Here is a 25,644-nt window from a genome sequence, read left to right on the forward strand (position 1 = left end):
CCGCCGCGACCCGATCAAGGTCGCGGCGGCAGAGGTCAGAACACCGACGGATCGACATCCAAGGTGGTGCGATCGAGGCTTGCGAGCAGGTCGAACTGCGGCCCCGTCTTCGGAAGTTCGAACCGGAAGAAGTACCGGGCCGCGGCGCGCTTGCCGTCGTAGAAGGCGCCGTCGCGCTCGCCTGCGGCGAGGAGTTGTTCGAGCCAGATCCACGCGACCACCACATGCCCGACGGCTTCGAGGTACACGGTCGAATTCGCCAGCGCGACAGCCGGATCGCCGGTCGACCACAGGGTGGTCGTCGTCTCCCCCACCCGTACGACGGCGCGCTGCAACTGCTGTGCGTACTCCGCGGCGTCGCCACCGGCGTCCAGTGCCTTCGTCACGGTTTCGCCGATGGTCTCCCCCAGTACCGCGAGCGCGGCACCACCCTGCATGATCACCTTGCGGCCGAGGAGATCCATGCCTTGGATGCCATGGGTGCCTTCGTGGATGGGGTTGAGCCGGTTGTCCCGGTAGTACTGTTCGACGTCGAATTCCCGGGTGTATCCGTATCCGCCGAGGACCTGGATCGCAAGACTGTTGGCTTCGAGGCACCACTGCGACGGCCACGACTTGGCGATGGGGGTGAGCAGGTCCAGCAGCAGACCCGCACGGGTGCGGGCGTGGTCGTCGGGCGCGGTTCGCTGTTCGTCGACCAGCTTGGAACAGTAGAGGCCCAGGGCGAGTGCACCTTCCACGTACGACTTCTGCGCCAGCAACATCCGGCGCACGTCCGGGTGTTCGACGAGCGGCACCTGCGGGGAGGCGGGGTCCTTCGTTCCCAGGGGGCGTCCCTGCGTCCGGGTGCGGGCGTACTCGAGCGACTGGAGGTATCCGGCGTAGCCGAGGGAGGTGGCGAGGAAGCCGACTCCGATACGAGCCTCGTTCATCATGTGGAACATGTAGGAGAGGCCCTTGTGCGGTTCGCCGAGCAGATAGCCGACGGCTCCCGCCTCGCCGCCGGGAGTGTGGACACCTTCACCGAAGTTCAGCAGCGTGTTCGTGGTTCCGCGATTGCCCATCTTGTGGTTGAGGCCCACGAGCGCGATGTCGTTGCGCTCACCGAGCGTGCCGTCGGGCCGGACGAGGAACTTGGGGACGATGAACAGGGAGATGCCCTTGACGCCCGCCGGTCCGCCCGCGATCTTCGCGAGCACCAGATGGACGATGTTCTCGGTCAGTTCGTGGTCACCACCGGAGATCCACATCTTCGTGCCGGTCAGCCGGAAGGTGCCGTCGTCCGCGGGGACCGCCTTGGTGGTGATGTCGGCGAGCGACGAACCCGCCTGGGGCTCGGAGAGGCACATGGTGCCGAAGAATCGTCCCTCCAGCATGGGAGGCACGAACGTTGCGATCTGCTCGTCGTCGCCGTGGGCGACGAGCAGGCTCGCGTTGGCCGCGGTGAGGAACGGGTACGCGGAGGTACCCGCATTCGCCGCCTGGAACCAGGCCATCGACCCCCGCAACACGGCCATAGGCAACTGCATGCCGCCCTGCGCTTCGTCGAACCCGCCGGCGATCAAGCCCGCCTTGGAGAACAGGTCGAGTGCGGCCTTGACCTCGGGGATGATCTCGACGCGGCCGTCCTCGTCCATACGAGGTTCCTGCGCGTCGGCCTTCTTGTTGTGCGTCGCGAAATGCTTCGTAGCGATGTCCGCACTCAGATCCAGCACCGCGTCGAACGTCTCACGGGAATGCTCCGCGAACCGCGAACGCGTCGTCAGGGACTCGATGTCGAGCCAGTCGTACAGCAAGAAGTCCAGGTCGCGGCGGGACAGCACGGGAGCAGGCATGGAGAGGTCCTTTCGGCGGCGTACCGATCGAGCGCGCACCCAGTAGAGCAATCCGGGCGCGGCGGTCGGCCGGCGGGGTGGCACCCGTGGGTGCACGGTACCGCGCGATGCTTGGCGCCGACGCCCCGAATGCGGGAATACTGCCCTTCATGAACGGGTCCCCTTCCGTACTGGTCGTCGACGACGACGCGGACGTCCTCGCTTCCCTGCACCGCGGCCTCCGCCTGTCCGGGTTCTCGGTGCTGACCGCAGCCGGGGGTGCCGAAGCCCTCGAGGTCGTGGAGGCTGCGCGACCCGACGTGATGGTGCTCGACATGAACATGCCGGGACTCGACGGGACCGACGTCATCACCACTCTGCGGGGAGCGGGCGACGACATCCCCATCTGCGTGCTCAGTGCCCGCGACACCGTCGACGACCGCATCGCAGGGCTCGAATCCGGCGCCGACGACTACCTGACCAAACCGTTCGTTCTGGCCGAACTCGTCGCGCGGATCAAAGCAATGCTGCGCCGTCGCGCGCCCGTCGACGATCAGGTGGTGCGGGTCGGCGCTCTGCGCATCGAACCGGCGGGCCGGCGGGTCTTCGTCGACGGTGATCCGGTGGACATGACCAAACGCGAATTCGAACTGCTCGAAGTGCTCGCGCGCAACGCGGGCATCGTCCTGTCCCGCGACCGGTTGCTGTCGCTCGTGTGGGGCTACGACTTCACGTCGGACACCAACGTCGTGGATGTGTTCGTCGGTTACCTGCGCCGCAAACTCGAATCGGGTGGACGCGCCAGGCTCGTCCACACGGTGCGCGGGGTCGGCTTCGTCCTGCGGGAGCCGTGAGATGTCCCGCTCGTTCTCGTTGCGCGCCCGAGTGGCCACCGCGACCGCGCTCGGCACGACGATCGTCGTAGGGATCCTCGGCGTCATTGTGGCACTCGCGATTTCGCGCAACAACCTTGCACAACTCGACCGCCGGCTCGACCTCGCCGCCGATGTACTGGCAGCCAACGCCGCGGCTGCCGAACTGTTCCTCCCGGTATTCGGCGACGGCGGCGCGTTCGCCATGACGATCCGCGCGGAACCCGACGGTGATCTGCGTGCGAGCACGCCTACGGAACTTCCAGTCCTCGAACCCGGCGCGCACACCGTCACCGTCGACGGTATCGACTACCGGGCGTACACCACCCCCATCGAATCGAATCGGGGTCTGATGTCGGTGGCCGTGCTCTTGGCCGAAGCGCAGGATGTCACCACCGATCAGCACCGGCAGGTCATGATCGCCGGCGCCGTCGCGGTGGCCGCCGCGACCGCTCTCGGCTGGCTGCTCGGCGGCGGCGCGGTGCGGCCCCTCGTCGACCTCACCCGCCGGATCGTCGCTCGCGACCGGGATCTCTCCCCGCGCCCGTCCGGAGTCACGGAAGCCGACGAACTCGCGTCGGCGGTGGGCGCGATGCTCGACGACGTGGCCCGCGCGCGCGCCGACACCGATGCCGCCCTGGCGACGGCGCGCGATTTCGCAGCGGCGGCGGCACACGAGATGCGCACCCCCCTGACGGCGATGCGCACCGATGTCGAGGTGCTCAGCACCCACGAACTCGGTGCCGACGACCGTTCCGAGATACTCGCCGACCTGGCGCGCACCCAAGCCCGACTCGAGGCGACCCTCAACGACCTGGAACGCCTTGCCAGAGGCGATCTCTCCACCGACCGGGACTTCGCGGAGGTCGATCTCGTCGAGATCTGCGATACCGCCGCTGCGGATGCGATGCGCCGATATCCCGGTCTCGCGGTCGAAGTCCGCGGAGACGCACCGCAGATTCTGCGCGGGCTTCCCGTGGGTTTGCGCCTCGTGGTGGACAACGCGATCACGAATGCGGTGCGGCACGGTGGCGCATCGCACGTACGGATCACCGTTGCCACCGGCGACGAGTCCACCAGCCTGATCGTCGACGACGACGGCGCGGGCATACCAGCCACCGAACGCTCGGCGGTGTTCGAACGGTTCCGGCGCGGATCCAATGCCCGTCAGACGGGGTCCGGGCTCGGGCTCACACTCGTCGCGCAGCAGGCAGCCCTGCACGGCGGCGACGCGTACCTGGACGAGAGTCCACTCGGGGGTGCGCGTCTCGTCATCCGTCTGCCACGCACGCGGCGACGCGAGCTGTAGACGACCACGCCCGTCGTCTCTGCTGCACGGGAGACCGACGGTATCCGAAGGCTCAGTGCGGGAACGATTCTCCCGAATACTCTCGTCTCTCCACCAGCACCAGCCAGTTGCCCGAGTTGTCTCGCATCACGGCTTCGATGCCGTACGGCCGATCGGACGGTGGCTGGACGAACTCCACTCCCTTGGCCGTCAGATCGCGATACGTCGCATGGCAGTCGGAGGTGGCCAAACCGAATCCGCCCATCGTCCCGGCGGCCAACGACCGCCGGATCGCCTCTGCCGTGTCATCGGCGAGAGGCGGCCCGGGCTCGGAGAGCGTGACCTCCAATTCGGGATGGTCGGGGTGCAGGACCGTGACCCAGCGGAACCCGTCGCCCATCGTGATGTCGGTGCCTTCGACGAACCCCATCGTGTCGGTGTAGAACTTCTTGGCGGCGTCCTGGTCGGTGACCCAGAGGGTGACCAGCGAGATATTGGTAATCATGCAACTCAACCTAGGGTCGGCGCCCGTGCCAGCGCTTCTCCGAAATTGCGGCGTTCAGGAACGGTCGCTCAGGCCGCGCATGAACACGTGGCAACCGGGGATTCGCGGCGCGTCGCTTTCGGCGAACTTCGCCTGATACACCGACGGTGACGTACCGACCAGTTGCCGGAATTTGGCGCTGAACGACCCGAGACTGGTGTACCCCACGATGTGACATATCTCGGTGACGGTGAGGTTCGTCGCCCGCAGCAGATCCTGGGCACGTTCGATGCGCCGCTCGGCGAGGTAGACCCCGGGAGTCCTGCCGTACACGGCAGCGAAACAGCGTAGGAAGTGGAACTTGGATACTCCGGCATTGGAGGCGAGTGCCCCGAGATCGAGCGGCTCGGCATAGTCGCGGTCGGCGACGTCACGAGCACGGCGCAGGTGCGGAAGGAGTTCCGCCGGCACCTGCACTCCTGCTGCCATTGCCCCAGTCTGACAGCGACGGACGACCCGTGCTCACGGATACGCCCAGATGGCACGAGGGCCCGAGCCCGGCATCACCGGTCTCGGGCCCTCGCGAGTCGAGAGGATCGCAGTCCTCACAAAAGAATCCCTGTTACGGCAGTCCCACCAGGTCGATCACGAAGACCAACGTCTTGCCGCCGAGCGGATGGCCAGAACCTGCCGGCCCGTATGCGAGTTCGGGCGGAACGGTCAGTTTCCGACGGCCACCGACACGCATGCCCGGGATGCCCTGCTGCCAGCCGGGGATCAGCCGACCGAGCGGGAATGCGACGGACTGGCCGCGGCTCCACGACGAATCGAACTCTTCGTTGGTCTCGTACTCGACACCCTTGTAGTGCACATCGACGGTCGCGTCGGGCTGCGCCTCGGGGCCGTCACCGATGGTGATGTCCTCGATGACCAGTTCGGTGGGCGCGGGGCCTTCCGACTTCTCGATCACCGGCGGTTCGGGCTGGACCTGCACGTCGAGCAGATCGATGACGAACACGAGCGTCTTACCCGAGAGCTGGTGGCCTGACCCGGCCGGGCCGTACGCGAGTTCCGGGGGGATCGTCAGCTGACGACGCCCACCGACACGCATGCCGGGAATGCCTTCCTGCCAGCCGGCGATGAGACCGGCGAGCGGGAAACGGATGGATTCGCCGCGGCTCCACGACGAATCGAACTCCTCGCCCGTGTCGAACTCCACACCGACGTAGTGCACATCGACGACTGCACCGGGTGTGGCCTCGGGACCGTCACCGATCGTGATGTCCTTGATGACCAGTTCGGTGGGCGCCGGGCCCTCCTGGAACTCGATCTCCGGTTTACTCACAGGTTTCTCCCTTGTCGAGATGGCAGTCGTCGCGGCACGCCGCGGGAAGGACGATCAGCGAAGACCGATCCCCTTGTAGTCGCGTTCGGTGTGACCGACGTAGATCTGGCGCGGGCGCCCGATCTTGAGGGTCGGGTCGGAGTGCATCTCGCGCCAGTGCGCGATCCAGCCCGGCAGGCGGCCCAGCGCGAACAGCACGGTGAACATGCGGTCCGGGAAGCCCATGGCGCGGTAGATCAAACCGGTGTAGAAATCGACGTTCGGGTACAGCTTGCGCTCGATGAAGTAATCGTCGGTGAGCGCGGCCTCTTCGAGCTTCATGGCGATCTCGAGCAGTTCGTCGCCTGCACCGAGCTTCTGAAGGATCGAATCGGCGGTCTTCTTGACGATCGCGGCGCGCGGATCGTAGTTGCGGTAGACGCGGTGCCCGAAGCCCATGAGCTTCACGCCGTCTTCCTTGTTCTTGACCTTGCGCACGAATTCGTTGACGTCGCCGCCCGACTTCTGGATCTGCTCGAGCATCTCCAGCACAGCCTGGTTCGCGCCGCCGTGCAGCGGGCCCCACAGTGCGTTGATGCCGCCGGAGATGGACGTGAAGAGGTTGGCGTCCGACGAGCCGACCAGACGCACCGTCGACGTCGAGCAGTTCTGCTCGTGGTCGGCGTGCAGGATCAGCAGCATGTCGAGAGCCTGAGCAATCTCGGGGTCGATCTCGTAGGGCTCGGCCGGGAACCCGAACGTCATCCGCAGGAAGTTCTCGACCAGCGACAGCGAGTTGTCGGGGTAGAGGAACGGCTGGCCCACGGACTTCTTGTAGGCGTAGGCGGCGATCGTCGGAAGCTTCGCGAGCAAACGGATGGTCGACAGCTCGACCTGCTCCGAGTCGTCGGGGTCGAGCGAATCCGGGTAGTACGCAGACAGCGCGTTCACGGCGCTGGAGACGACGGGCATCGGATGCGCGTTGCGCGGGAATCCGTCGAAGAAGCGCTTGAGGTCTTCGTGCAGCAGCGTGTGCCGGCGGATCTTGTCGGTGAAGGTCTCGAGCTGCTCGGAAGTGGGCAGTTCGCCGTAGATCAGCAGGTAGCTGACCTCGATGAAGGTGGCCTTTTCGGCCAGCTGCTCGATGGGGTATCCGCGGTAACGCAGGATGCCCTTCTCACCGTCGATGTAGGTGATCGCCGACTTGGTGGAGGCGGTGTTGACGAAACCGGGGTCGAGCGTGGTGTACCCGGTCGACGCAAGGAGCTTGCCCAGCTCGATACCGTCATTGCCTTCCGTTGCTTTGGCGATCGACATCGCGTGCTCGCCACCGGGGTAGCTGAGGGCGGTTGTGGGTTCATTCTCAGCGGGCACGAAGGATCCCTCTCAAGCTCAGACCTACGAGAAACTTCCGAACATTTCAGGTAGAACCTAGCTGTAACGCAGCGTGTACGCCCAGCCAGGGTCGGTCGAAAGTCCCCGCACAGTGTTTCGTTGATATAGACGTCGGACGTCGGCCCGCACCCTCGGAAGTTCCGCCGCAAGGTCGGCGCACGCCGCTTACCTGGGGTAATCGTACGCGATCCGTGCGCTGCCACCATCGCCGCCCCGTGACCTGCACTCGGTCACCGCAGCGGCTCACGCGGTGAAACCGACGACACCGAGGCCCCAGCTCGCGCCCCAGACCTCCCCGGGCTGCAGGACCAGTACGTCGATACCCAGATTGAACGCGTCGGGCGGGCACGTTGCGGGAATCAGCGCGAGCGAACGCTCCGGGTCGCCGTCCGCGCGGCCCGTCTCCGTGCTCGCATACAGCCATCCGAACTCCGGAACGGTCCGTAGTTCGACGCCGCGCCCGTCCGGGCCGCACAGACTGTGCCGGATCACCCCGTCGGCGTCCTCGTCGAGCGCACTGAAGGGCACCGCGAGTCGCACGCCGTCCATCGAACGCGGTTCGGTGAAGTCGAAGTCCGTCCCGGCGACGGGTTGCGAATACGCGGTGGGAAGCCCGCGCTGCCGATCGATCGGGACCCGGGTACCCGCAGCCAGACGCAAGGTGCAGTCGTCGAGCGGTGTGTATCCGGCGCACACATACGGGTGCACCCCGAGGCCGAACGGGGCGTGATAGTCGCCGATGTTGGTCGCCGTGTAACTCGCTACGAGACCGTACTCACCGAGCTCGTGGGTCGCCGTGAGCAGCAGCCGATACGGCCACCCCTTCTGCAGTCCGATCTCGGTCACTTGCTCCACGCGGGCGGCCGTGTGCGACACCAGGTCCCATTTCCGGTTCCACGCGAAGCCGTGCACGGCGGCCCCCCGGTCCGGGTCGGTGACCGTCAGCTGGTGTTCGATCCCGTCGAAGAAGAAGTGGCCGTCGCGCACGCCCCCCGGCCACGGCGCCAGCACCGCACCGGCGTACCGCAACGCGTGCTCCGGGTCCGGACCGCTCCCCGCGAGTGGGTAGGGGCCGGACGGATCGTCGTACACGAGCGCGCGCACCGCCGCACCCACCTCGGACACTTCGGCCCGGTAGCCGAAGCCGCGGATCACGTAATGCGTGGGACCGTCGCCCGGCCGAGGGTCGATCGGCTGATCGCCTCGCTGGAGGTGGCTCGAATCGGACATGCCTCCAGTCTTACGGCCCGGGGACGATCCCACTAGTGATTCGGGTGCCTCACTCTCCGCGCGGACTCCGGTGTCCTTGTCAGAGATGGGCCGCCATGGCCTCGATCACCGCGGCGGAGGCTGCCACCGTCGGGACGTCGTCGATCGGAGTGTCGGGATTCCCGGTGGTGGAATCCGAGAGCACCACCAGCACGAGGGGGGTCCCGTTCGGCGACCACACGACCCCGGCGTCGTTGACTGTCCCGTGGAAACCGCCGCCCGTCTTGTCCGCGGCGGTCCAGCCCGGCGGCAGTGCGGCGCGGATTCGCTTGTCCGACGTGAGGCTCGCCCGCATCCATCCCGTGAGCGTGCGCTGTTGGGGCGGGGGTAGGCCCGCACCGACGAGCAACTCCCGGCATCCGGCCCCGAGCCCGACGGCGGTCGTGGTGTCGCGCTCGTCCCCTCGCCCTGCTTCGTTCAACTCGGGTTCCCAGCGGTCGAGGCGGGTCGCCCCGTCACCGACGGAGCGGGCGAGCGCCGTCACCGCGTCCGGTCCGCCGAGGCGCCTCAGCAGGAGGTTGGCAGCGGTGTTGTCGCTGCGGGTCAGCGCGGCCTCGCACAACGCGCCGACGGTCGTGACCCGGCCCTGATGCTCCGACGCCACCGGCGAGTTCGCGACGATGTCCGCGGGTTCGATCGGGACGGTCTCGTCGAGCGACAACTGCCCGAGCGATTCGAGACGCAGGATCCCCGCCGCGGCATACATCTTGAACGTCGAGCACATCGCGAACCGCTCGTCGCCGCGGTGGGAGTACATCCTCCCGGTGGTCGGCGCGTGCCCCAGCACTCCGAGCCGAACCTTGTGCCGGGTTTCGATCTGCGCCAGACGCGAGTCGAGCGCGGGCACCGACAACCGGGCCTCGGGTGCATTTCGGGCGGCGTGGGCCGCATCCGGCGTCGCGTTGCTGCTCGGCGCATCGCATGCAGCCAGGAACGGAACAGCCGAGAAGGCAACTGCGCCGGAGAGAAAACCTCTGCGGGACAGTGCTGTTCGACGGAAGGCGGATGGTGTGGCCATGCAGCTACCCCACCACCGACAGCCTTTCCGGACCAATTGTTTAAAGGCGTCCGTGCGAGTCGAAACGTATATCGATGCTGTTGAAAGTAAAGAAATACTTCCCACATTCCGTCGCGCTTCCGAAAAGAGAAGCGCGGACGCTGGTTCAATACCGGGCATGGATCTGATCCGCCATCTCCGGTTCTTCGTCATGGTCGCCGACAAAGGACACTTCGGACGCGCCGCAGCCGCACTGGGGATGACGCAACCCCCTCTGTCGCAAGGGCTCCGGCGACTCGAGGAGTACATCGGCACTCCGCTCGTCCACCGCACGCGGCAGGGTGCCGTACTGACCTCCGCGGGCGACCGGTTGCTTCCCCACGCAAGGCAACTCGTCGACGAAGCGGATCGCTTTCTCACGGAGGCGGTGTGCGTCGCCGACACTCGTGGTCTCGTCCGCTGGGGCGCCGGCGTCGCACTCCCCGACCGGTTGCTCACTGCCTGCGTTGCGGCCCTGTGCGCGGAGACCGAGGCAGCGGTCGCGACCGAGTCGGGCACCACCGTCGAACTCGTCGACGCGGTGCGCTCGGGCAGGTGCGATTTCGCAGTCGTCGAACATCCCGCGCACGTGGACGGCGTGAAGGCCGGGCCCGTAATCAGGATCCCGCGGTGGGTGGTCGTGCCGTCACGGCATCGCAGCGCGCAGGCTGAACGACCGCGCTTCCCGATGCTTGCCGACCTGACGTTCGCGGCACCGCCGCGAGCGGGAAACCCGGTGGCCTTCGACGCAGTGCGTGGCCTCCTGCGCGACCGAGGTCTCGACGTCGACTCCGTGAGCGCGCCGGACGACCGGGCCGTGCTCGCCGCGGTGGCGGCAGGAACTCATTTCGGGTTGTCCACCGCGGCGCCCGGTTCGGCACCGGGGGTCGCGTGGCTGCAACTGGCCCCGGCCGCGACCGCCGTACGCATGGGAGTGGTGTGGCGACCGGGCGCCGACACCGACCGTTTCGTCGCGGCACTCGACCGGGTGCTGGTGCGGGAGCGGGTGCGGTGAGCCGAAAGGGCATCCGGCCCGACCGCGGTTACCGCTCGCCCGTGACGACTGCCCTGCCGGGCACCGCGACGGTCTCGTCCGGCATCCGCACGGCTATCGCGAAGACGAGCACACCTGCCGCGGCGAGCAGCACTCCGGCAGCCGCTGGGGCTGTGTAGCCGAGACCGGCGGCGATCACCGCACCACCGATCGCCGCACCGATCGCATTGGCGAGATTGAACGCCGCGTGGTGAAGGGACGCAGCGAGTGTCTGCGCATCCGCCGCCACGTCCATCAGACGGACCTGCAGTCCCGGACCCACCGCAGCGCACCCGGCGCCGAGCAGGAACACCATCACCAGGGCTGTGTACGGATTGTGGACGGCGACGACGAATACGGCGAGCAACACACCCAGCGCGCCCATGGTGGTGAAGATGCCCGGCACCAGCGCGCGGTCGGCGAGGCGCCCGCCGACCGCGTTGCCCAGGACCATCCCGAGCCCGAAGAGCATCAGTGCGACCGGCACAAGCGATTTCGGCAGTCCGGCGACGTCGGTGAGAGTGGTGCTGATGTACGTGTAGACCGCGAACACACCACCGAAGCCGATCATCGCGACCGCCAGCGTCATCCACACCTGCTTGCGGCGCAAGGCACCCAGTTCGGTGCGCGCACTGGTGGTGGGGATCGACAGCGCCGGAACCCACGCGGCGACCGCGGCGACTGTGACCACGCCGATGACCGCGACCAGCCCGAAGGCGGTTCGCCAGCCGAGCGCGATACCCAACCACGAAGCGGCGGGCACCCCGACCACATTCGCGACCGACAGGCCCATCATCACCAGGGCCACCGCCCGGGCCCGCTGCCCCCGCCCGGCGAGATGTGCGGCGACGATCGCGGCGACACCGAAGTACGCGCCGTGGGGCAGACCGGCGACGAACCGGGAGACGACGAGTGCGCCGTAACCCGGCGCCAGGACGGTGGCGGCATTTCCGATCGTGAACGCGACCATCAAGGCGATCAGCAGCGTCTTGCGCGGTACCCGGGCGGTCAGAGTCGCGATGAGAGGCGCACCGACCACCACGCCCGCGGCGTACGCGGACACGATATGCCCGGCCGACGGCTCGGAGACCCCGAGACCGGTCGCGATTTCCGGGAGCAGGCCCATCGCCATGAACTCGGTGGTGCCGATCCCGAACCCGCCGAGCGCCAGTGCCCACATCGCGCGAGTACGACCGGCCTGTGGACCGTCATCGGTCCGGGCATCGTCGGGTGGGCAGGCGGGAGCCGTGGTCATGAAAAAACCTTCGAAGAGTGCGGGGGTAGGAGGAATGCCGGAAGCTGCGTCCGGCCCGTTCCATCTTTCGCCTCACCCCGGGGCTACTTCGAATTCGTCGGGGGTGAGCTCGGCTACCCACCGGGCCGAGCAGCTACGACAGCGTCTTGCCGACCCGGTACCGCACGAAGGCCGGGAACGCGACGACACACACCGCCACACCGACGATGACCAGGACACCGCCGCCCGCCGCCGCAACAGCAGTCCCGGCTGCAGCGGCGGCGGCACCGTGCAGGACGTCGCCGATGCGAGGTCCGCCCGCGACGACGACGATGAACACCCCTTGCAGTCGGCCCCGCATCTCGTCGGTCGCGACCGTCTGCAGCATCGTCGACCGGAATGCCGCCGACACCATGTCCACCGCACCGCCGAAGGCGAGGAAGACGACCGCGAGCCACACCAGCAGCGCACTTCCCCCGGAATCGACGCGCCACACCACGATTCCGAATCCGACCATCGAGACTCCCCACAGCGCGATACACACGATCACCGCGAGGCCTTGCCGGCGAACTCTCGGCAGCCATCCCGAAAACACCCCGCCGAGAACGGCTCCCACCGACATCGCCGCGAACAGCACGCCCAGTACGAAGCCGCCCGCGGCGGGGTCACCGAAGGTTTCGTGGGCGATCTGGGGGAACAACGCGCGCGGCATGCCGAAGACCATCGCCACGATGTCGACCACGAACGAGGCCAGCAGGATCTTCTGCCCCGACAGGTAGCGGAACCCGTCGAGCACCGCACGGACCCCGGCCCGCGTCACCTCTCCGAGCGGCGGGATGGGCGGCAGCGAGACCACCGCCCACAACGTCGCGAGGAGGAAGACGGCGTCGAGCAGGTACAGGGTCGACAAGCCGACCATCGGGATCAGCGCCCCGGCGAGGAGTGGCCCCGCGATTGCACCGAACTGCACCACAGTCATGTTGAGCGACGTCGCCGCCGCGATCCGGCCGACGGGCAGCAACCGCGGAATGACGGCGGCGCGGGTGGGCTGGTTGACCGCGAAGAACGCTTGCTGCACCGAGAACAGACAGAGGAGCACCCACACGTTGTTCAGCCCGGCGGCCGCCTGCGCCCACAACAGCACCGAGGTGCCCCCGAGCCCGATCGACGTGATGACCAGCAGTTTGCGTCGGTCCATCGCGTCGGCGAGGGCACCACCCCACAAGCCGAACACCACCAGCGGCACGAGACCGAACACACCGGTCAACCCGACGTACGCGGAGTTACGGGTGATCTCGTAGATCTGCTGCGGCACCGCCACCACGGCCATCTGCGCGCCGATCACGGTCACGACCCCGGCCCACCACAACCGCGCGAAGTCCTTGTTCTGCAGCGGTGTGGTGTCGGCGAGAAGCCGCCTCACGGCTGGAGACGCCGAGCGGACCACGTTCCGTCGACCAACCGCAGACGGATCCGGTCGTGCAGGCGGTCGGGACGGCCCTGCCAGAATTCGACCACGTCCGGGTGGATCCGGAATCCGCCCCAGAACGGCGGTACGGGAATGTCGTCGGAGCCGATTTCGTATTCCCTGCTCACCTCGACGAGTGCGCGTTCCAGGTCGGTGCGACTCGCGATCTGCCGCGACTGCCGCGACGCCCACGCGCCGAGCCTCGACCCGCGGGGCCGGGTTTGCCAGTATTCGGCGGTCTCCTCGTCCGTGACCCGTCGCACCGGCCCACGGACCGTGATCTGCCGGTGCAACGGCAGCCACAGGAACGTCGCGGACGCATACGGGTGCGCGGCCAGGTGACGGCCCTTGTCCGAGTCGTAGTTCGTGAAGAACGTGATGCCGTCCGGCGCGACGCCCTTGCACAACACCGTCCGTGTCGCGGGATGTCCGGCCTCGTCCACGGTCGCGAGCACCATTGCGTTGGGTTCGGGGACAGCGGCTTCGACAGCGGCAGCGAGCCAGCGCCCGAACAACGGAAACCAGCCGTCGGACACGAGGGCCGGGTCGAGTTCGTCGGACAAGGCTTCCTCCGCGCCCGCGATGTCGTAGTCGGCACGCATCGACGCCAGGTCGTCGGCCGGCACGTGTCCACGGGGTGATTCGGGCTGCACGGACGAAGACGGTACTCCGGGGCAGCCCACGCCCGGAGACGAGCGGCCGAGGACTACAGTTCAACCGACGACTCGAGTGGGGTGCCGATCACAGTCACCGGTGTCCTCATTCCCACCGCCAGTGCGGCTCGGACCGGGCGGCACACGACAGAGGAGAGCCCATCCGCATGGCATCGCGCGCGTCTGTACCCGAGGATTTCGTCGCAGGTCTCGAAGGCGTCGTCGCCTTCACCAGTGATATCGCCGAGCCGGACAAAGACGGTGGCGCCCTGCGTTACCGCGGTGTCGACATCGAGGATCTCGTCGAACGCGGCGTGACCTTCGGTGATGTGTGGGCACTGCTCGTCGACGGCGAATTCGGCCGCGGTCTTCATCCCGCCGAGCCCTTCCCCCTGCCGATCCACACCGGCAACGTCCGGGTGGACGTGCAGGCCGGTCTCGCGATGCTCGCACCCATCTGGGGCTTCCAGCCGTTGCTCGACATCGACGACGAGACCGCCCGCGACAACCTCGCACGTTCCGCGGTGATGGCGCTGTCGTACGTCGCGCAGTCCGCACGCGGCATCTATCAGCCGGCCGTGCCCCAGGAACAGGTCGACAAGGCGAAGACCGTCACCGAGCGCTTCATGGTGCGCTGGAAGGGCGATCCCGACCCCAAGCACGTCGAAGCCATCGACGCCTACTGGGTGTCGGCCGCCGAGCACGGCATGAACGCTTCGACCTTCACTGCCCGGGTGATCGCCTCGACCGGTGCCGACGCTCCGGCAGCGTTGTCCGGCGCCGTGGGAGCGATGTCGGGCCCGCTGCACGGTGGTGCCCCGGCACGCGTGCTGCCGATGATCGAGGAGACCGAGCGCAGCGGTGACCCGCGCGCACTGGTCAAGGGCATCCTCGATCGCAAGGAGAAGCTCATGGGCTTCGGGCACCGCGTGTACCGCGCGGAGGATCCCCGCGCCCGCGTGCTGCGCAACACCGCGAAGCGCCTGAACGCGCCCCGCTTCGAGGCCGCTGCGGCACTCGAGCAGGCAGCGCTGACCGAACTGCGTGAGCGTCGGCCCGACCGCGCGATCGAGACCAACGTCGAGTTCTGGGCCGCCGTGATCCTCGACTTCGCGGAGGTTCCGGCCGCGATGATGCCGGCGATGTTCACGTGCGGACGCACCGCGGGCTGGTGCGCACACATCCTCGAGCAGAAGCGGCTCGGCCGGCTCGTGCGTCCCGCCGCGATCTACACCGGCCCGGATCCTCGTTCGGTCGAGGCCGTCACCGGCTGGGAGTCGATCTCCCATCGCTGATGCACCCGGTAGGACGTCCGCGCAAGCGGTCTAGACTACATCTGCAACATGTCACTCGACGCTTAGGACACGCATTCCGATGGCAGACGCTTCACCGATCATTCCCGCCGACCTCAAGCCCGCAGACGGTCGCTTCGGCTGCGGCCCGTCGAAGGTTCGCCCCGAGCAGCTCCAGTCGCTCGTCGACGTCGGCGCTTCGGTCTTCGGCACCAGCCACCGGCAGAAGCCGGTCAAGGACGTCGTGGCCCGCGTGCGTTCCGGTCTGCGCGATCTGTTCGCGCTGCCCGACGGATACGAGGTCGTGCTCGGCAACGGTGGCACCACCGCGTTCTGGGATGCGGCTGCCTTCGGTCTGATCCGCGAACGGTCGCAGCACTTCACCTACGGCGAGTTCTCGTCGAAGTTCGCGTCCGTCGCGAAGAAGAACCCGTTCATCGGCGACCCGATCGTCATCGGGTCCGAGCCCGGTTCGGCTCCCGAGATCGTCGCCGACCCGTCGGCCGACCTGATCGGCTGGGCTCACAACGAGACGTCGACCGGTGTGGCCGTGCCCGTGCAGCGTCCGGCCGGATCGTCGAACGCGCTCGTCGCGATCGACGCCACCTCGGGCGCCGGCGGACTGCCGGTGAACATCGCCGACACCGACGTGTACTACTTCGCGCCGCAGAAGTGCTTCGCCGCCGACGGTGGTCTGTGGATCGCGCTGATGAGCCCGGCTGCGCTCGAGCGGGTCGAGGAGATCAAGGCCTCGGGCCGGTTCACCCCGGACTTCCTGTCGCTGCCGATCGCGGTCGACAACAGCAGCAAGGACCAGACGTACAACACCCCGGCGCTGGCCACACTGCTGCTGTTCGCGAACCAGATCGAGTGGCTCAACGACAACGGTGGCCTCGACTGGGCCGTGTCCCGGACGAAGGACTCGTCGTCGCGCCTGTACGACTGGGCCGAGGCGTCCGAGTACGCAACTCCGTTCGTCGCCGATCCGGCGCTCCGTTCGCAGGTCGTCGGCACGATCGACTTCGCCGAGTCGGTCGACGCGGCGAAGGTCGCCAAGATCCTGCGTGCCAACGGCATCGTCGACACCGAGCCGTACCGGAAGCTGGGCCGCAACCAGTTGCGCATCGGCATGTTCCCGGCGATCGATCCCGAGGACGTCACGCAATTGACGAAATGCGTGGATTGGGTGGTTTCGCAGCTCTGACCTACGGGTAGTCAGCGACGGTCGCGAGGGGCCGGGTCCTCAGCGGGGCTCGGCCCCTCTCCCGTACCCAACTCTCAACCTGACATCGAGACATTTCGGTGAACCTAGGACCATAACGCGTCCCGGGGGAATCCGTGTGACATCGCCCGGCGTGGCGCGGCGTGTCCGCGACCGGAAAATGTGACGACTCGATTACAGTCGGGCCAGTCAATCGCGATCGGCGCGCGAGGAGGTCAAGGTGCGAGAGCTTCGAGTGGTCGGTCTCGAGCCCGACGCAAAACATGTCGTGCTCGCCGATCCCAACACGGGTGACAAGTTCCGTGTCCCGGTGGACGACACACTGCGTGCAGCATCACGCGGAGATCTCGCCCGCCTCGGGCAGATCCAGATCGAGACCACCAGCCAGCTCCGGCCGCGCGAGATCCAGGCCCGGATCCGTGGCGGCGCGTCGGTCGAACAGGTCTCCCAGGAGGCCGGAATCCCGATCGCCAAGGTCGAGCGATTCGCCTACCCCGTCCTGCTCGAACGGTCCCGCGCGGCCGACATGGCGAAGAAGGGGCATCCCGTCCGCCCCGACGGCCCCACCGTCGAAACCCTCCTCGAAATCGTGACCCAGGCATTCCGCGCCCGCGGCCACAATCTCGACGAAGCCACGTGGGACGCGTGGCGCGACGACGACGGGCACTGGGTCGCCGAATTGCAGTGGCAGGCGGGCCGGTCCACCAATACCGCGCACTGGCGCTACCAGCCGGACGCACACGGTGGCACGATCACCGCGCTGGACGACATCGCCGCCGATCTGGTCGATCCGGACTGCGGCCGTCCGCTGCGGTACCTGACGCCCGTCTACTCCGCCCGCGACGTCGACGATTCGACCGAGTCGGAGATCGCCGAGCGTCGGGCAGCCGTCGCGACCCCGATCACCCTCGATCAGCCTGCCGCGTCCGAAACCGCTTCGGAGCACAAGGTTCTCGAAGCTCATGCTGCCGACGCCGTCGCGATCACCGCATCGGACGAGCACGAGGAGACGGCCGCGTCGGCTGCCCCCCACTCGCCCTCCCGCGACAAGCGCGGCAAGCCCGCACTCCCCTCGTGGGACGACGTACTGCTCGGCGTGCGCAGCAACGGACGCATCTGAGGGATTCGCCCATGGCGTCGACCGTTTCGGCGCTGTGGCACGTCGACGCTCCGGATCCGGTCGCCGTCCTGCAGGATGCACGACCGGATCCCGAAGCGTCCCGTGTGCTGCTGGGGCGCCTGTTTCCCGGTCGGCGGCCCGTCGACCTCGGCCGGGTACCCCTCACCCAGGCCGCGCAGGGCGGTGATCCCGGGAAACAGCAGGTGTTCGTCGGAAGCTACCCGGGCGTCACCGTCGTGTGCAGCAGCGAACTACACCTCCGCACGCCCTCGGCGCTGCCTTTGCGGTGGCGGCAGACACTTGCGGCCGAGCACACCTTCCTGACGGTCTCCGACCCTCCGGGGGCGTGGGGCGCATTCGCGGCGTGGGAGCGAGGCACCCTGCGACGTGCATTCGGGGCGAGCACCGTGGAGTTCTTCGAGGACGAGGGCGTCCCGTTCCCGTGGGAGCATCCGTTCTGGGCCGGTCGGCATCCGATCCGCTGGCCGGCCGACATCACTCCCCCGGCGCAGTCTCTTCCGTTCCATCCGCGTCGACTCGTCGAGCAAGCCAACGCCGCGTGGCTGGGCTTCAGATATGTGGGACGGCCCGCCACCGAACCCGACCCTGCCGGTATCGAGGTGTGGGCGTTCGAGTTGCTCGACAAGGACGAACCGGTGATTGCGCCCCGGCGCACCCGTCCGTCGTGGTGGCGACGCGCCGCCCGCCTGTAGTCGCGGTCAGCCTTGCAGTTGCGGTCGACCGGCAGTCGGGTCAGCCCGCAGTTGCGGTCAACGCGGAATCCGGACCCGTTCGTAGAACGCCATCGCCGCGGCCGTGGCGACATTGAGCGAGTCGGTGCCCGGGGCCATCGGGATCCGGGCACGCACGTCCGTCGCGCGCATCGCATGTTCGGTCAGGCCCGGACCTTCGGCACCGAGGAGCAGTGCCACCTTGTCGCCGGTCATCGCCTCGGCGAGCGGGACGGCCTGTGGGTCGGGCGTGAGAGAGATGAGCTGGAACCCCTTGCTCCGCAACAGATCCAGGTCGTGCGGCCACCTGTCGACAGAGGCGAACGGCACCCGCAGGACGTGACCCATCGACACCCGCACGGCACGCCGGTACAGCGGGTCGGCGCAGCCCTTCGCGAAGAGCACCCCGTCGACCCCGAGTCCGGCCGCGTTGCGGAACATCGACCCGATGTTCTCGTGATCGTTGACGCCCTCGAGCACCGCGACGGTCGAGGCCTTCTCGAGCACCTCTCCGAGTTCGAGCGGTTCGGGACGGTTCGCGACCGCGAGGACACCTCGATTGAGGTGGAATCCGACGACCTCTGCCATGACGTCGGCGTCGGTCCGGTAGAACGGGATGTCCACGTCGCGCAGGTCGTCGGCCAGTTCATCGAGGCGCCGATCGACGCCGAGCAGGCTCGTCGGCGCGAACCGTGAATCGAGCATCCGCTGCACGACCAGGACGCCCTCGGCGATCACCAGTCCTTTGCCGCCGGGAAGGTCGGGCCGGCGATCCGACGAGTTGAGGTCGCGGAAGTCGTCCAGCCTCGGGTCGGCCGGGTCGTCGATGTCGATAACGTGAACCACACGCCCATTCTCCCAGCACGCCGAGTCGCGGACTCGCCGGGTCCGGGCCGCGGCGGGCAGAACGCCACCGGCCGGACGCTTACCGCGAGAATGGCCCGGCCGCCCTGTTGTGGGCGCGGGCCGCGACGGCACGTGGTGTCAGCCGTGATCGGAATCGTCGGTGACCAGGCGGTACAGCACGTAGAGGGAGAACCAAACGATCGCCACGGCCGCCAGCACGAGCAAAATCTCGTAGAAGAGAACCACACCCCGATGCTACGGCCGGGACCGTGGCCACCACCTGCACTCGGGGATTTCTTTGCCGGTGACGCGGGGGCCGTAGCCGCCCGGTCAGTCGCTCGCGAGTCGCTCCCAGTGGTCGGCCAACCGCTGAAGGGTCCGGATGAAGGCGACCTGCTCGTCCTCCGGCAGCGGCGACAACAACGATCCGTTCAACGCGGCGACCCGCGTCGTCGCCGCATCGAGCACGGCTTCGCCCTCGGGCGAGAGGTACAGGAGTTTTCGACGGCCGTCGGAAGCATCCGGGATCCGGGACAGGAAACCACGTGATTCGAGGCGCCTCGCGAGGTCGGCCATCGTCGAGTTGTCGAGCGCGACCGCGACCGCCATGCTGCCCTGATCGGAGCCGGGAAACATGCGCACGACCGTCAGGACGGAGAACTGCGGCCCGGTCAGCACCGGGTCCACGTGCTTACCCCAGTACGCCACGTACGCCTGGTAGAGCCGACGTGCCAGGTACCCCGGCATGTCGAGCAGGTCCGGCGGGGTCGATGGAGAATCGTCGATCTCGCGCGTCACGTCATCCCCCCCGAAGTCGCGGTCAGTTCTCGTCGCTCACCAGCGACGAAAGGATGTCGACGGCGCTGCGGAGCGTGACGAGGCTGTCGGGATCGAGCTTCTCGAGACGTTCGGTCAGCCACGCTTCGCGTGCCTGCGCCTCGTCGGCGAGCATCTCTTTCCCGGAGTCGGACAGCGTCACGATGATCTGGCGCCCGTCGGTCGGGTGTGGTGTCCGGCCGACGAAGCCCAGTTCGTGCAGTGACGCGATGACCCGTGTCATCGACGGCGGCTGAACGCGTTCACGGGCCGCCAGCGCCCCCGGTGTCATTGCCCCCTCCGAGCCCAGCGTCGCCAATGCCGACAACTGAGTCAAGGTGACCCGGGAATCTGTGCGTCTCCCCCGCAAATGACGCGTCAGACGCACAACGGCGATTGCGAGGTCGCCTGCTAGTGCGCGTGTATCCGAGATCATGGCGTGCACAATACGTCACCTTCGCCCGGACACGGCGCTACGTGACTAGGTGAGAATTTCGGTGATCGGATCGATTGCGAAGTACACGGCGAACAGGGCCGCGACGATCCAGAGGATCGGGTGGATGGTGCGGATCCTGCCACCGGCCGCGTGCAGCACGACCCAGGTGATGAATCCGACGCCGATGCCGTTGGCGATGGAGTAGGTGAAGGGCATCACCATGATCGTCAGGAAGGCGGGAAGTGCCACCGCGAAATCGGAGAACTCGATGTCGCGGACCTGGCCGATCATGAGCGCGCCGACGACGACCAGGGCGGGTGCGGCCGCCTCGATCGGCACGACCTCGTAGAGCGGGGTCAGGAACATGGCCACCAGGAACAGCACGCCGGTGACGACGTTGGCCAGGCCCGTCCGAGCACCTTCGGCGATGCCCGAGGCGGACTCCACGAACACGGTGTTCGACGACGCCGACGCGCCGCCACCGACGATGGCGCCGGCACCTTCCACGACCAGGGCCTTTCCGACACCGGGCAGGTTGCCGTCCTTGTCGGTGAGTTCGGCCTCCTTGCCGAGGCCGGTCATCGTGCCCATGGCGTCGAAGAAGTTGGCCAGGACGAGGGTGAACACCAGCAGCGTCGCGGCGATCACGCCGATACGTGTGAAGGCTCCGAAGAGATCGAACTGGCCGACGAGGCTCAGATCGGGAATGCCCAGGAACGATCCGGGAGTTTCCGGCGTGCTCAGGTTCCAGCCCTTCGGGTTGGTCCCCAGCGACGGGCCGACGTCGGCAACTGCTTCGACGATCATCGCGATGATCGTCGTGACGACGATGCCGATCAGCAGACCGCCGCGCACCTTCCGCGCGACCAGCACGCCCATGATCAGCACACCGATGACGAACACGAAGGTGGGCCAGGAGGCGATCGAACCGTCGATACCGAGTCCGACCGGGACGGTCGTGCCGGCAGCGTCGGGAATGCGGCGGACGAAGCCCGCGTCGACGAGGCCGATCATCGCGATGAACGCACCGATACCGGCGGCGATGGCAGCCTTGAGCGACGACGGGATGGCGTTGAACACGGCGGTCCGGAAGCCGGTGAGGGCCAGGACCACGATGATGATGCCGTCGATGACGACCAGGCCCATCGCTTCCGGCCACGTGACCTGCGGCGCGATGCTCACGGCGAGCAGGCTGTTGATACCCAGACCCGCTGCGATGGCGAACGGATAGTTCGCGACGACACCGAACACGATGCTCATCAGACCCGCGACCAGCGCGGTGACTGCCGCCACCTGGTTGATCGGGAGGATGTTGCCCATCACGTCGATCTTGGCGGTCGCGTCGTCGGCGGAGAAGCTACCGAGGATCAGCGGGTTGAGCACCACGATGTACGACATCGCGAAGAAGGTGACGATGCCACCACGCACCTCGCGGGACAGCGTCGAGCCCCGTTCGGAGATCTTGAAATACGTGTCCAGGAAGGAAGATCGCTTGGGTTCTGTGCCCACTGACATGTCTCTGAATCCGCTCGTCGAGTACGGTGCGTCGCAACGGGAGAAGATTATTGCAGCCGAAACGAACTAATCTGCAAATCGTGGACCCAGCCCAAACCGTCGTAGCGAGAACCCGTCGTCTCGCCGACCCGCGCCCAGTACTCGCCATCGGAACCGCATCGTGGGTGGTTGCGACAGTTGTCGTGCTGCTCGGCGGCGACCGCTGGAACGACGCGTTGCCGGTGTGCATCGCCGGAATCCTGGTGGGACTGTTGGGTTCTGCGTTGTTCCTTGCGCAGCGTCGTTCGGCGCGCCGAGGCGATCGCGGTGCACAGGTGGGTCTGGACTGACGCTCACGGCGTGCCCGCCGCCACTCCGGAACACCTCCGGGAGGTCACCGGGTGAGACGGACCCGAGTGAGAAACCACACCCACAGCAATGCCCAGAAGAGGCCGAATATCCAGCCTGCGATCACATCGGTCGTCCAGTGGGCGCCGAGGTAGATGCGGGTCAGACCCACGACCAGCGTGTAGGTGACGAGCACGACGAGAGCGGCGACCCGGCGGCGATCCCTCCGCGGCCAGGTCCGCACCACGACGACGGCCAGCGTGGTCGCGAGGATGGCGCTCATCATCGCGTGACCCGACGGGAACGATTGGGTCTGGATCACGATCAGCCGTTCCGGTTCGGGTGGACGGCTCCGCCCGAACAGGTACTTCGACAGGGACATCACCGGCCACCCGGTCAGCACGGCGGCGCCGACCAGGGTTGCGTCGTTCGTCCGGCCCGCCCGCACGAGCAGGACCGAGGCGATCAGGGCGAGCAGGATGGTGGCGGCGACACCGCCGGTGTACGTGATTCCGGTCATCAGGGATGTCAGCCACGGCTCGCGGACGGTGACCACCCAGTCGAGCACCTCGTCGTCGAGGGTCACGATCGTGTGCGGCCCGGCACCGCGTCGGCGTGCGCAGAACCGACTGCCGCGTCAGCGTGCCCAGAACCCACTGCCGCGTCAGCGTGCCCAGAACCCACTGCCGCGTCAGCGTGCCCAGAACCCACTGCCGCGACAGCGGACGCGAGGCCCTCGACGGTGCTGTGGGTCGTGCCGGACGCGTCGACCCACCAGGCGACGTCGTAGTCGCCGGTCAGGGCGCCCGAGCAGCGGACGGTGAGCCGGTCGTGCAGCACGAGCGCACCCTTCGGCAGCGGCGCACCCGTGACGACTGTGGCCGCGACCGCGGCGGGTTCACGATCCCAGGCCGTCGCCGTGCCCGGCCCGGTCGGCTCCGCGGTGACGGCGGCGGAGGCGACGGCGAGGTCGAGAAGATCGGCGAGAGCCGACGCTGTCCCCGCCGCGCCGGTGACGAGCCGGTCCGGTGGAATCGCGCCCACCCACCAGGGCCGGTCGGGGATCAGCGCATCGGCGGCGTCGATCACCGCGCCGGACAGGCTGCGGACACCGTCGGGCAGAGTCACGGCGTCCGCCTCGACCGTGCCGGCATCGAATGCCCGGGCGAGGGTCGTGTGCGCCGCGACGATCACCGCCGGTGTGGGGCGTCGTTTCGGATCGGCGAGCCTGTCGAGGAGTATCTGGGCGAGGTCGACGTCGAGCCCGTCACCGGCGAGGCAACTGCGGAACGCGCCCGCGTCGGGATGGGTACACGGATCGAGCAGCCCTTCGTAGGTGGTGTCGTCGGCCCACCTGTAGTGACCCAGTCGCTGCCCGTCGAGCGTCGCCTCGTTGCGCAGCCACCACGCGGTGTAGCCGGCACGGTCGGCGAGCGCCTCGGCGGTCGCGGGGTCCGAGGCGAGCAGAGCAAGGGCTTGCGGCCACCGGTCTTCGTCGACGAGATCGAGGTCGCGGACCGCCACGAGCGTGTCGGGATCGGTGTCGACGGTCTCCCACCACAGGTCTTCGTCGGGCAGGTTGTGGTCCGGTCCGGTCGGCAGATCGGCACGCAGGACGGTGAATCCCCAGCCCACCCCGAGTGCCCGGAGCGCGTCGGCGCCGTATTCGTCCACGAGAGCCTGCTCGACGATGCCGAACGGCGCGTCCTCGACGAGGACGGACGCGAGCGGTGCGTCGGGTAGCAGTAGTTCGTCCGCCGGCGTGAGTTCGCCGTGCGTGTCGGGTAGCGGCAACGCCCCCAGTTCGCGGGGAACGGCGCCCATCGGCACATGCGTGACGAGCCGCAGGACGACATCGGCGAGCCCCGCAGCGGTGTCGTCGGTGGGATCGTCGAGGTCGATGTCCTCGACCGCCGCGACGAGCGACGGATCCGACAGCAGGTCGGCGGCGCTCACGGTCCCCGCACCCAGTCGGACGAGCAGCGGATGCGCCGCCTCGGGATGCACCAGGCGCACCCACGGTAACGCGAGGTCGCGGATCTCGGGCAGGTCGGACGCCAGCACGGTGGTGCGCGGACCGGTCACCGTGCGCCCGTCCGAGAGCGGGACCGGGAGGGAGGCAAGTTCTTCCGCAATCACCCCGTCGACGACGAGCGGCATCAGCGCCTCGTACAGCGTGTTCCACCAGCGCGGCTCGCGGTCGTGCCCGGACAGGAGCTCGGCAAGTCGGGCGGGACCGATGCGATGCACGTCCACCGCGGCCAGGGCGGGAGCGTAACGGGGTGTGCAGAGTGCGGGCGAGATCAACCCGGGGACGATGTCGGCGAGCACCTCCGCCAACTCGTCGGTGAGACCCGGCAATGCGACCGCCCGCGAAGGCAGCACGTCTGCGCTCCCGTCGGCAGCCGGCAACCACGGCTCGCTCCGGAGTTCGTCGACAATCGCCTCGCGGAGCCGGTTGTCGGCGTCGCTGCGCGCGAACCCTGGCGTGGGCACGAGGTCGAGTCGCTGGTCGGCGGGCAGCGCCGCAACGAACGACGCATACCCCTCGGCCACCGCGTCGAGGTGTGCTCCCGGCAGCATCCGGCGGCGGTCCGGCTGCATCGCCACGTCGGCGATTACGAGCGCGGGCAGCGACAGTTCCTCGTCGGACCGCGTGGGCGCTCGCAGGACGTCCTGCGAGACGGGCCGCACCCTGTCGCGCACGACGGGCACCAGCCATCGGGCCGACGTGCCGCGGTATTCCCACCAGCGGAGCTCACCTATCCGCACGTCGTAGAGGCCGGACGGGAGGTGCGTCTCCGAGCGGGTCGACTCGTGTCCGTCGACGGTCACGGTGCGCAGCGCCGGAAGTTCGAGCAGGATGTCGACCGCCTCGTCGCGGAAGCGGTCGAGCAGCACCTGGGCGTCGATGCCCGCTCTGAGGTGCAGCACGATTTCTGTGTCGGTACCCGCGGAAGGTGCGGTGGCGATCGGCCACGCCAGTCGCAGCGCCGGGATTCCGGACGTGGGCACCGGGAGATCGTGTTCGGCGAGGACGCTGCGGGTGCGGGATTCGGAGAAGCGAACGGACCCGGTGCGGGAGCGCACCTCGATCTCGTCCGCGACCGAGAGAACTGCGGTGAAGCCCACCCCGAACTGCCCGACTCCCTGCTTCTTGCTGGACGCGCGGAGCGCCGTCAGAGCCTGCAATCCGGGTTCGTCGAGGGGTTCTCCCACGTTGGCGACGTGGAGCGTGTCGCCGTCGCGCCAGACCCGCATCTCACCGTCGATGCCGGCGCGAGTGGCGGCGTCGGCTGCGTTCTGGGCGAGTTCGGTGAGAACCCGGTCGCGATAACCCGCGCGGACGTAGTCGGCTTCGGTGGCGGCGTCTTCACGCAGCCGGGTGGGCGACGACCGCCACGCCGCGACTATGCCGTCGCGGAGCGCCGCGGTGCCGAACGGGTCCGCGGAGTCGGGGCGCGCCACG

General features: G+C 67.9%; 24 protein-coding genes and 1 pseudogene. 8 read left to right on the forward strand and 17 right to left on the reverse strand.

Annotated elements, in window-relative coordinates; all coding sequences use genetic code 11:
* Positions 1-35 precede the first annotated feature (35 nt).
* Positions 36-1,835 carry an acyl-CoA dehydrogenase gene (locus AC0B44_RS02155; protein ID WP_471901267.1) on the reverse strand — a complete coding sequence of 600 codons (1,800 nt, stop codon included), beginning with the start codon at positions 1,833-1,835 and terminating at the stop codon, positions 36-38.
* 149 nt (positions 1,836-1,984) lie between these two features.
* On the opposite strand from AC0B44_RS02155, the gene AC0B44_RS02160 reads away from it, so the two are divergent.
* The gene (locus tag AC0B44_RS02160) at positions 1,985-2,668 is read left to right on the forward strand and encodes a response regulator transcription factor (RefSeq protein ID WP_378528847.1); all 684 of its coding nucleotides are present in this window, start codon (positions 1,985-1,987) and stop codon (positions 2,666-2,668) included.
* A 1-nt stretch (position 2,669) separates the two neighbouring features.
* Positions 2,670-3,995 (forward strand): sensor histidine kinase, encoded by a 1,326-nt coding sequence (locus AC0B44_RS02165; RefSeq protein ID WP_471901268.1) that lies wholly within the window; start codon positions 2,670-2,672, stop codon positions 3,993-3,995.
* A 52-nt stretch (positions 3,996-4,047) separates the two neighbouring features.
* Here AC0B44_RS02165 and AC0B44_RS02170 read toward each other — a convergent pair whose 3' ends face one another.
* From AC0B44_RS02170 to bla, 7 genes and pseudogenes are all read right to left on the reverse strand, one after another.
* The gene (locus tag AC0B44_RS02170; protein WP_471901269.1) at positions 4,048-4,479 is read right to left on the reverse strand and encodes a VOC family protein; all 432 of its coding nucleotides are present in this window, start codon (positions 4,477-4,479) and stop codon (positions 4,048-4,050) included.
* A 54-nt stretch (positions 4,480-4,533) separates the two neighbouring features.
* Entirely contained in the window at positions 4,534-4,947 is a 414-nt protein-coding gene (locus AC0B44_RS02175) for a helix-turn-helix transcriptional regulator (RefSeq protein WP_471901270.1), read from the reverse strand.
* Between the two features lie 133 nt (positions 4,948-5,080).
* A complete protein-coding gene (locus AC0B44_RS02180; RefSeq protein WP_471901374.1) occupies positions 5,081-5,452 on the reverse strand; it encodes an FKBP-type peptidyl-prolyl cis-trans isomerase in 372 nt (123 codons plus the stop codon).
* Positions 5,453-5,455: 3 nt separating this feature from the next.
* Positions 5,456-5,803, reverse strand: a pseudogene (locus AC0B44_RS02185) (FKBP-type peptidyl-prolyl cis-trans isomerase); the annotation flags it as partial.
* Between the two features lie 54 nt (positions 5,804-5,857).
* Entirely contained in the window at positions 5,858-7,156 is a 1,299-nt protein-coding gene (locus AC0B44_RS02190; protein ID WP_471901271.1) for a citrate synthase, read from the reverse strand.
* 264 nt (positions 7,157-7,420) lie between these two features.
* Entirely contained in the window at positions 7,421-8,407 is a 987-nt protein-coding gene (locus tag AC0B44_RS02195) for an aldose epimerase family protein (RefSeq protein WP_471901272.1), read from the reverse strand.
* A 79-nt stretch (positions 8,408-8,486) separates the two neighbouring features.
* Positions 8,487-9,464 (reverse strand): class A beta-lactamase, encoded by a 978-nt coding sequence (gene bla / locus AC0B44_RS02200; protein ID WP_471901273.1) that lies wholly within the window; start codon positions 9,462-9,464, stop codon positions 8,487-8,489.
* A gap of 157 nt (positions 9,465-9,621) precedes the next feature.
* Between bla and AC0B44_RS02205 the strand changes: the two genes are divergently transcribed.
* A complete protein-coding gene (locus tag AC0B44_RS02205) occupies positions 9,622-10,497 on the forward strand; it encodes a LysR family transcriptional regulator (RefSeq protein WP_471901274.1) in 876 nt (291 codons plus the stop codon).
* A 28-nt stretch (positions 10,498-10,525) separates the two neighbouring features.
* On the opposite strand, the gene AC0B44_RS02210 is transcribed toward AC0B44_RS02205, so the two are convergent.
* From AC0B44_RS02210 to pdxH, 3 genes are all read right to left on the reverse strand, one after another.
* Complete coding sequence (locus tag AC0B44_RS02210; RefSeq protein ID WP_471901275.1) at positions 10,526-11,770, reverse strand: MFS transporter; 1,245 nt, start codon at positions 11,768-11,770, stop codon at positions 10,526-10,528.
* Between the two features lie 133 nt (positions 11,771-11,903).
* Positions 11,904-13,172, reverse strand: coding sequence for an MFS transporter (locus AC0B44_RS02215; protein ID WP_471901276.1), 1,269 nt, complete (start codon positions 13,170-13,172; stop codon positions 11,904-11,906).
* Positions 13,169-13,819, reverse strand: coding sequence for a pyridoxamine 5'-phosphate oxidase (pdxH, locus tag AC0B44_RS02220; protein ID WP_471901375.1), 651 nt, complete (start codon positions 13,817-13,819; stop codon positions 13,169-13,171). Before pdxH ends, AC0B44_RS02215 begins: the two co-directional genes overlap by 4 nt.
* A 218-nt stretch (positions 13,820-14,037) precedes the next feature.
* Between pdxH and AC0B44_RS02225 the strand changes: the two genes are divergently transcribed.
* The 4 genes from AC0B44_RS02225 (at position 14,038) to AC0B44_RS02240 (ending at position 18,217) form a co-directional block, all read left to right on the forward strand.
* Entirely contained in the window at positions 14,038-15,165 is a 1,128-nt protein-coding gene (locus AC0B44_RS02225) for a citrate synthase 2 (protein WP_471901277.1), read from the forward strand.
* A 79-nt stretch (positions 15,166-15,244) separates the two neighbouring features.
* On the forward strand, positions 15,245-16,366 hold the full coding sequence (gene serC / locus AC0B44_RS02230; RefSeq protein WP_471901278.1) for a phosphoserine transaminase: 1,122 nt from the start codon (positions 15,245-15,247) through the stop codon (positions 16,364-16,366).
* 238 nt (positions 16,367-16,604) lie between these two features.
* Positions 16,605-17,504, forward strand: a complete 900-nt coding sequence (gene sepH / locus AC0B44_RS02235) for a septation protein SepH (protein WP_471901279.1) — start codon at positions 16,605-16,607, stop codon at positions 17,502-17,504.
* A gap of 11 nt (positions 17,505-17,515) precedes the next feature.
* Positions 17,516-18,217 carry a DUF6928 family protein gene (locus AC0B44_RS02240; protein WP_471901280.1) on the forward strand — a complete coding sequence of 234 codons (702 nt, stop codon included), beginning with the start codon at positions 17,516-17,518 and terminating at the stop codon, positions 18,215-18,217.
* Positions 18,218-18,274: 57 nt separating this feature from the next.
* Here AC0B44_RS02240 and AC0B44_RS02245 read toward each other — a convergent pair whose 3' ends face one another.
* From AC0B44_RS02245 to AC0B44_RS02260, 4 genes are all read right to left on the reverse strand, one after another.
* Complete coding sequence (locus AC0B44_RS02245; RefSeq protein WP_471901281.1) at positions 18,275-19,081, reverse strand: TrmH family RNA methyltransferase; 807 nt, start codon at positions 19,079-19,081, stop codon at positions 18,275-18,277.
* A 330-nt stretch (positions 19,082-19,411) separates the two neighbouring features.
* On the reverse strand, positions 19,412-19,879 hold the full coding sequence (locus AC0B44_RS02250) for a MarR family winged helix-turn-helix transcriptional regulator (protein WP_471901282.1): 468 nt from the start codon (positions 19,877-19,879) through the stop codon (positions 19,412-19,414).
* A 22-nt stretch (positions 19,880-19,901) separates the two neighbouring features.
* Positions 19,902-20,333 carry an Rv0880 family HTH-type transcriptional regulator gene (locus AC0B44_RS02255; protein WP_471901283.1) on the reverse strand — a complete coding sequence of 144 codons (432 nt, stop codon included), beginning with the start codon at positions 20,331-20,333 and terminating at the stop codon, positions 19,902-19,904.
* A gap of 45 nt (positions 20,334-20,378) precedes the next feature.
* Positions 20,379-21,848, reverse strand: a complete 1,470-nt coding sequence (locus AC0B44_RS02260) for an NCS2 family permease (RefSeq protein ID WP_471901284.1) — start codon at positions 21,846-21,848, stop codon at positions 20,379-20,381.
* An 80-nt stretch (positions 21,849-21,928) separates the two neighbouring features.
* Between AC0B44_RS02260 and AC0B44_RS02265 the strand changes: the two genes are divergently transcribed.
* A complete protein-coding gene (locus AC0B44_RS02265) occupies positions 21,929-22,177 on the forward strand; it encodes a DUF2530 domain-containing protein (protein WP_471901285.1) in 249 nt (82 codons plus the stop codon).
* 44 nt (positions 22,178-22,221) lie between these two features.
* On the opposite strand, the gene AC0B44_RS02270 is transcribed toward AC0B44_RS02265, so the two are convergent.
* Together AC0B44_RS02270 and AC0B44_RS02275 are read right to left on the reverse strand one after the other, a co-directional pair.
* Entirely contained in the window at positions 22,222-22,761 is a 540-nt protein-coding gene (locus tag AC0B44_RS02270) for a phosphatase PAP2 family protein (RefSeq protein WP_471901286.1), read from the reverse strand.
* Positions 22,758-25,643 carry a sacsin N-terminal ATP-binding-like domain-containing protein gene (locus tag AC0B44_RS02275; RefSeq protein WP_471901287.1) on the reverse strand — a complete coding sequence of 962 codons (2,886 nt, stop codon included), beginning with the start codon at positions 25,641-25,643 and terminating at the stop codon, positions 22,758-22,760. The genes AC0B44_RS02270 and AC0B44_RS02275 overlap by 4 nt, the downstream gene beginning before the upstream one ends.
* Position 25,644 lies beyond the last annotated feature (1 nt).

The organism is Rhodococcus sp. NPDC019050 (assembly GCF_055664235.1).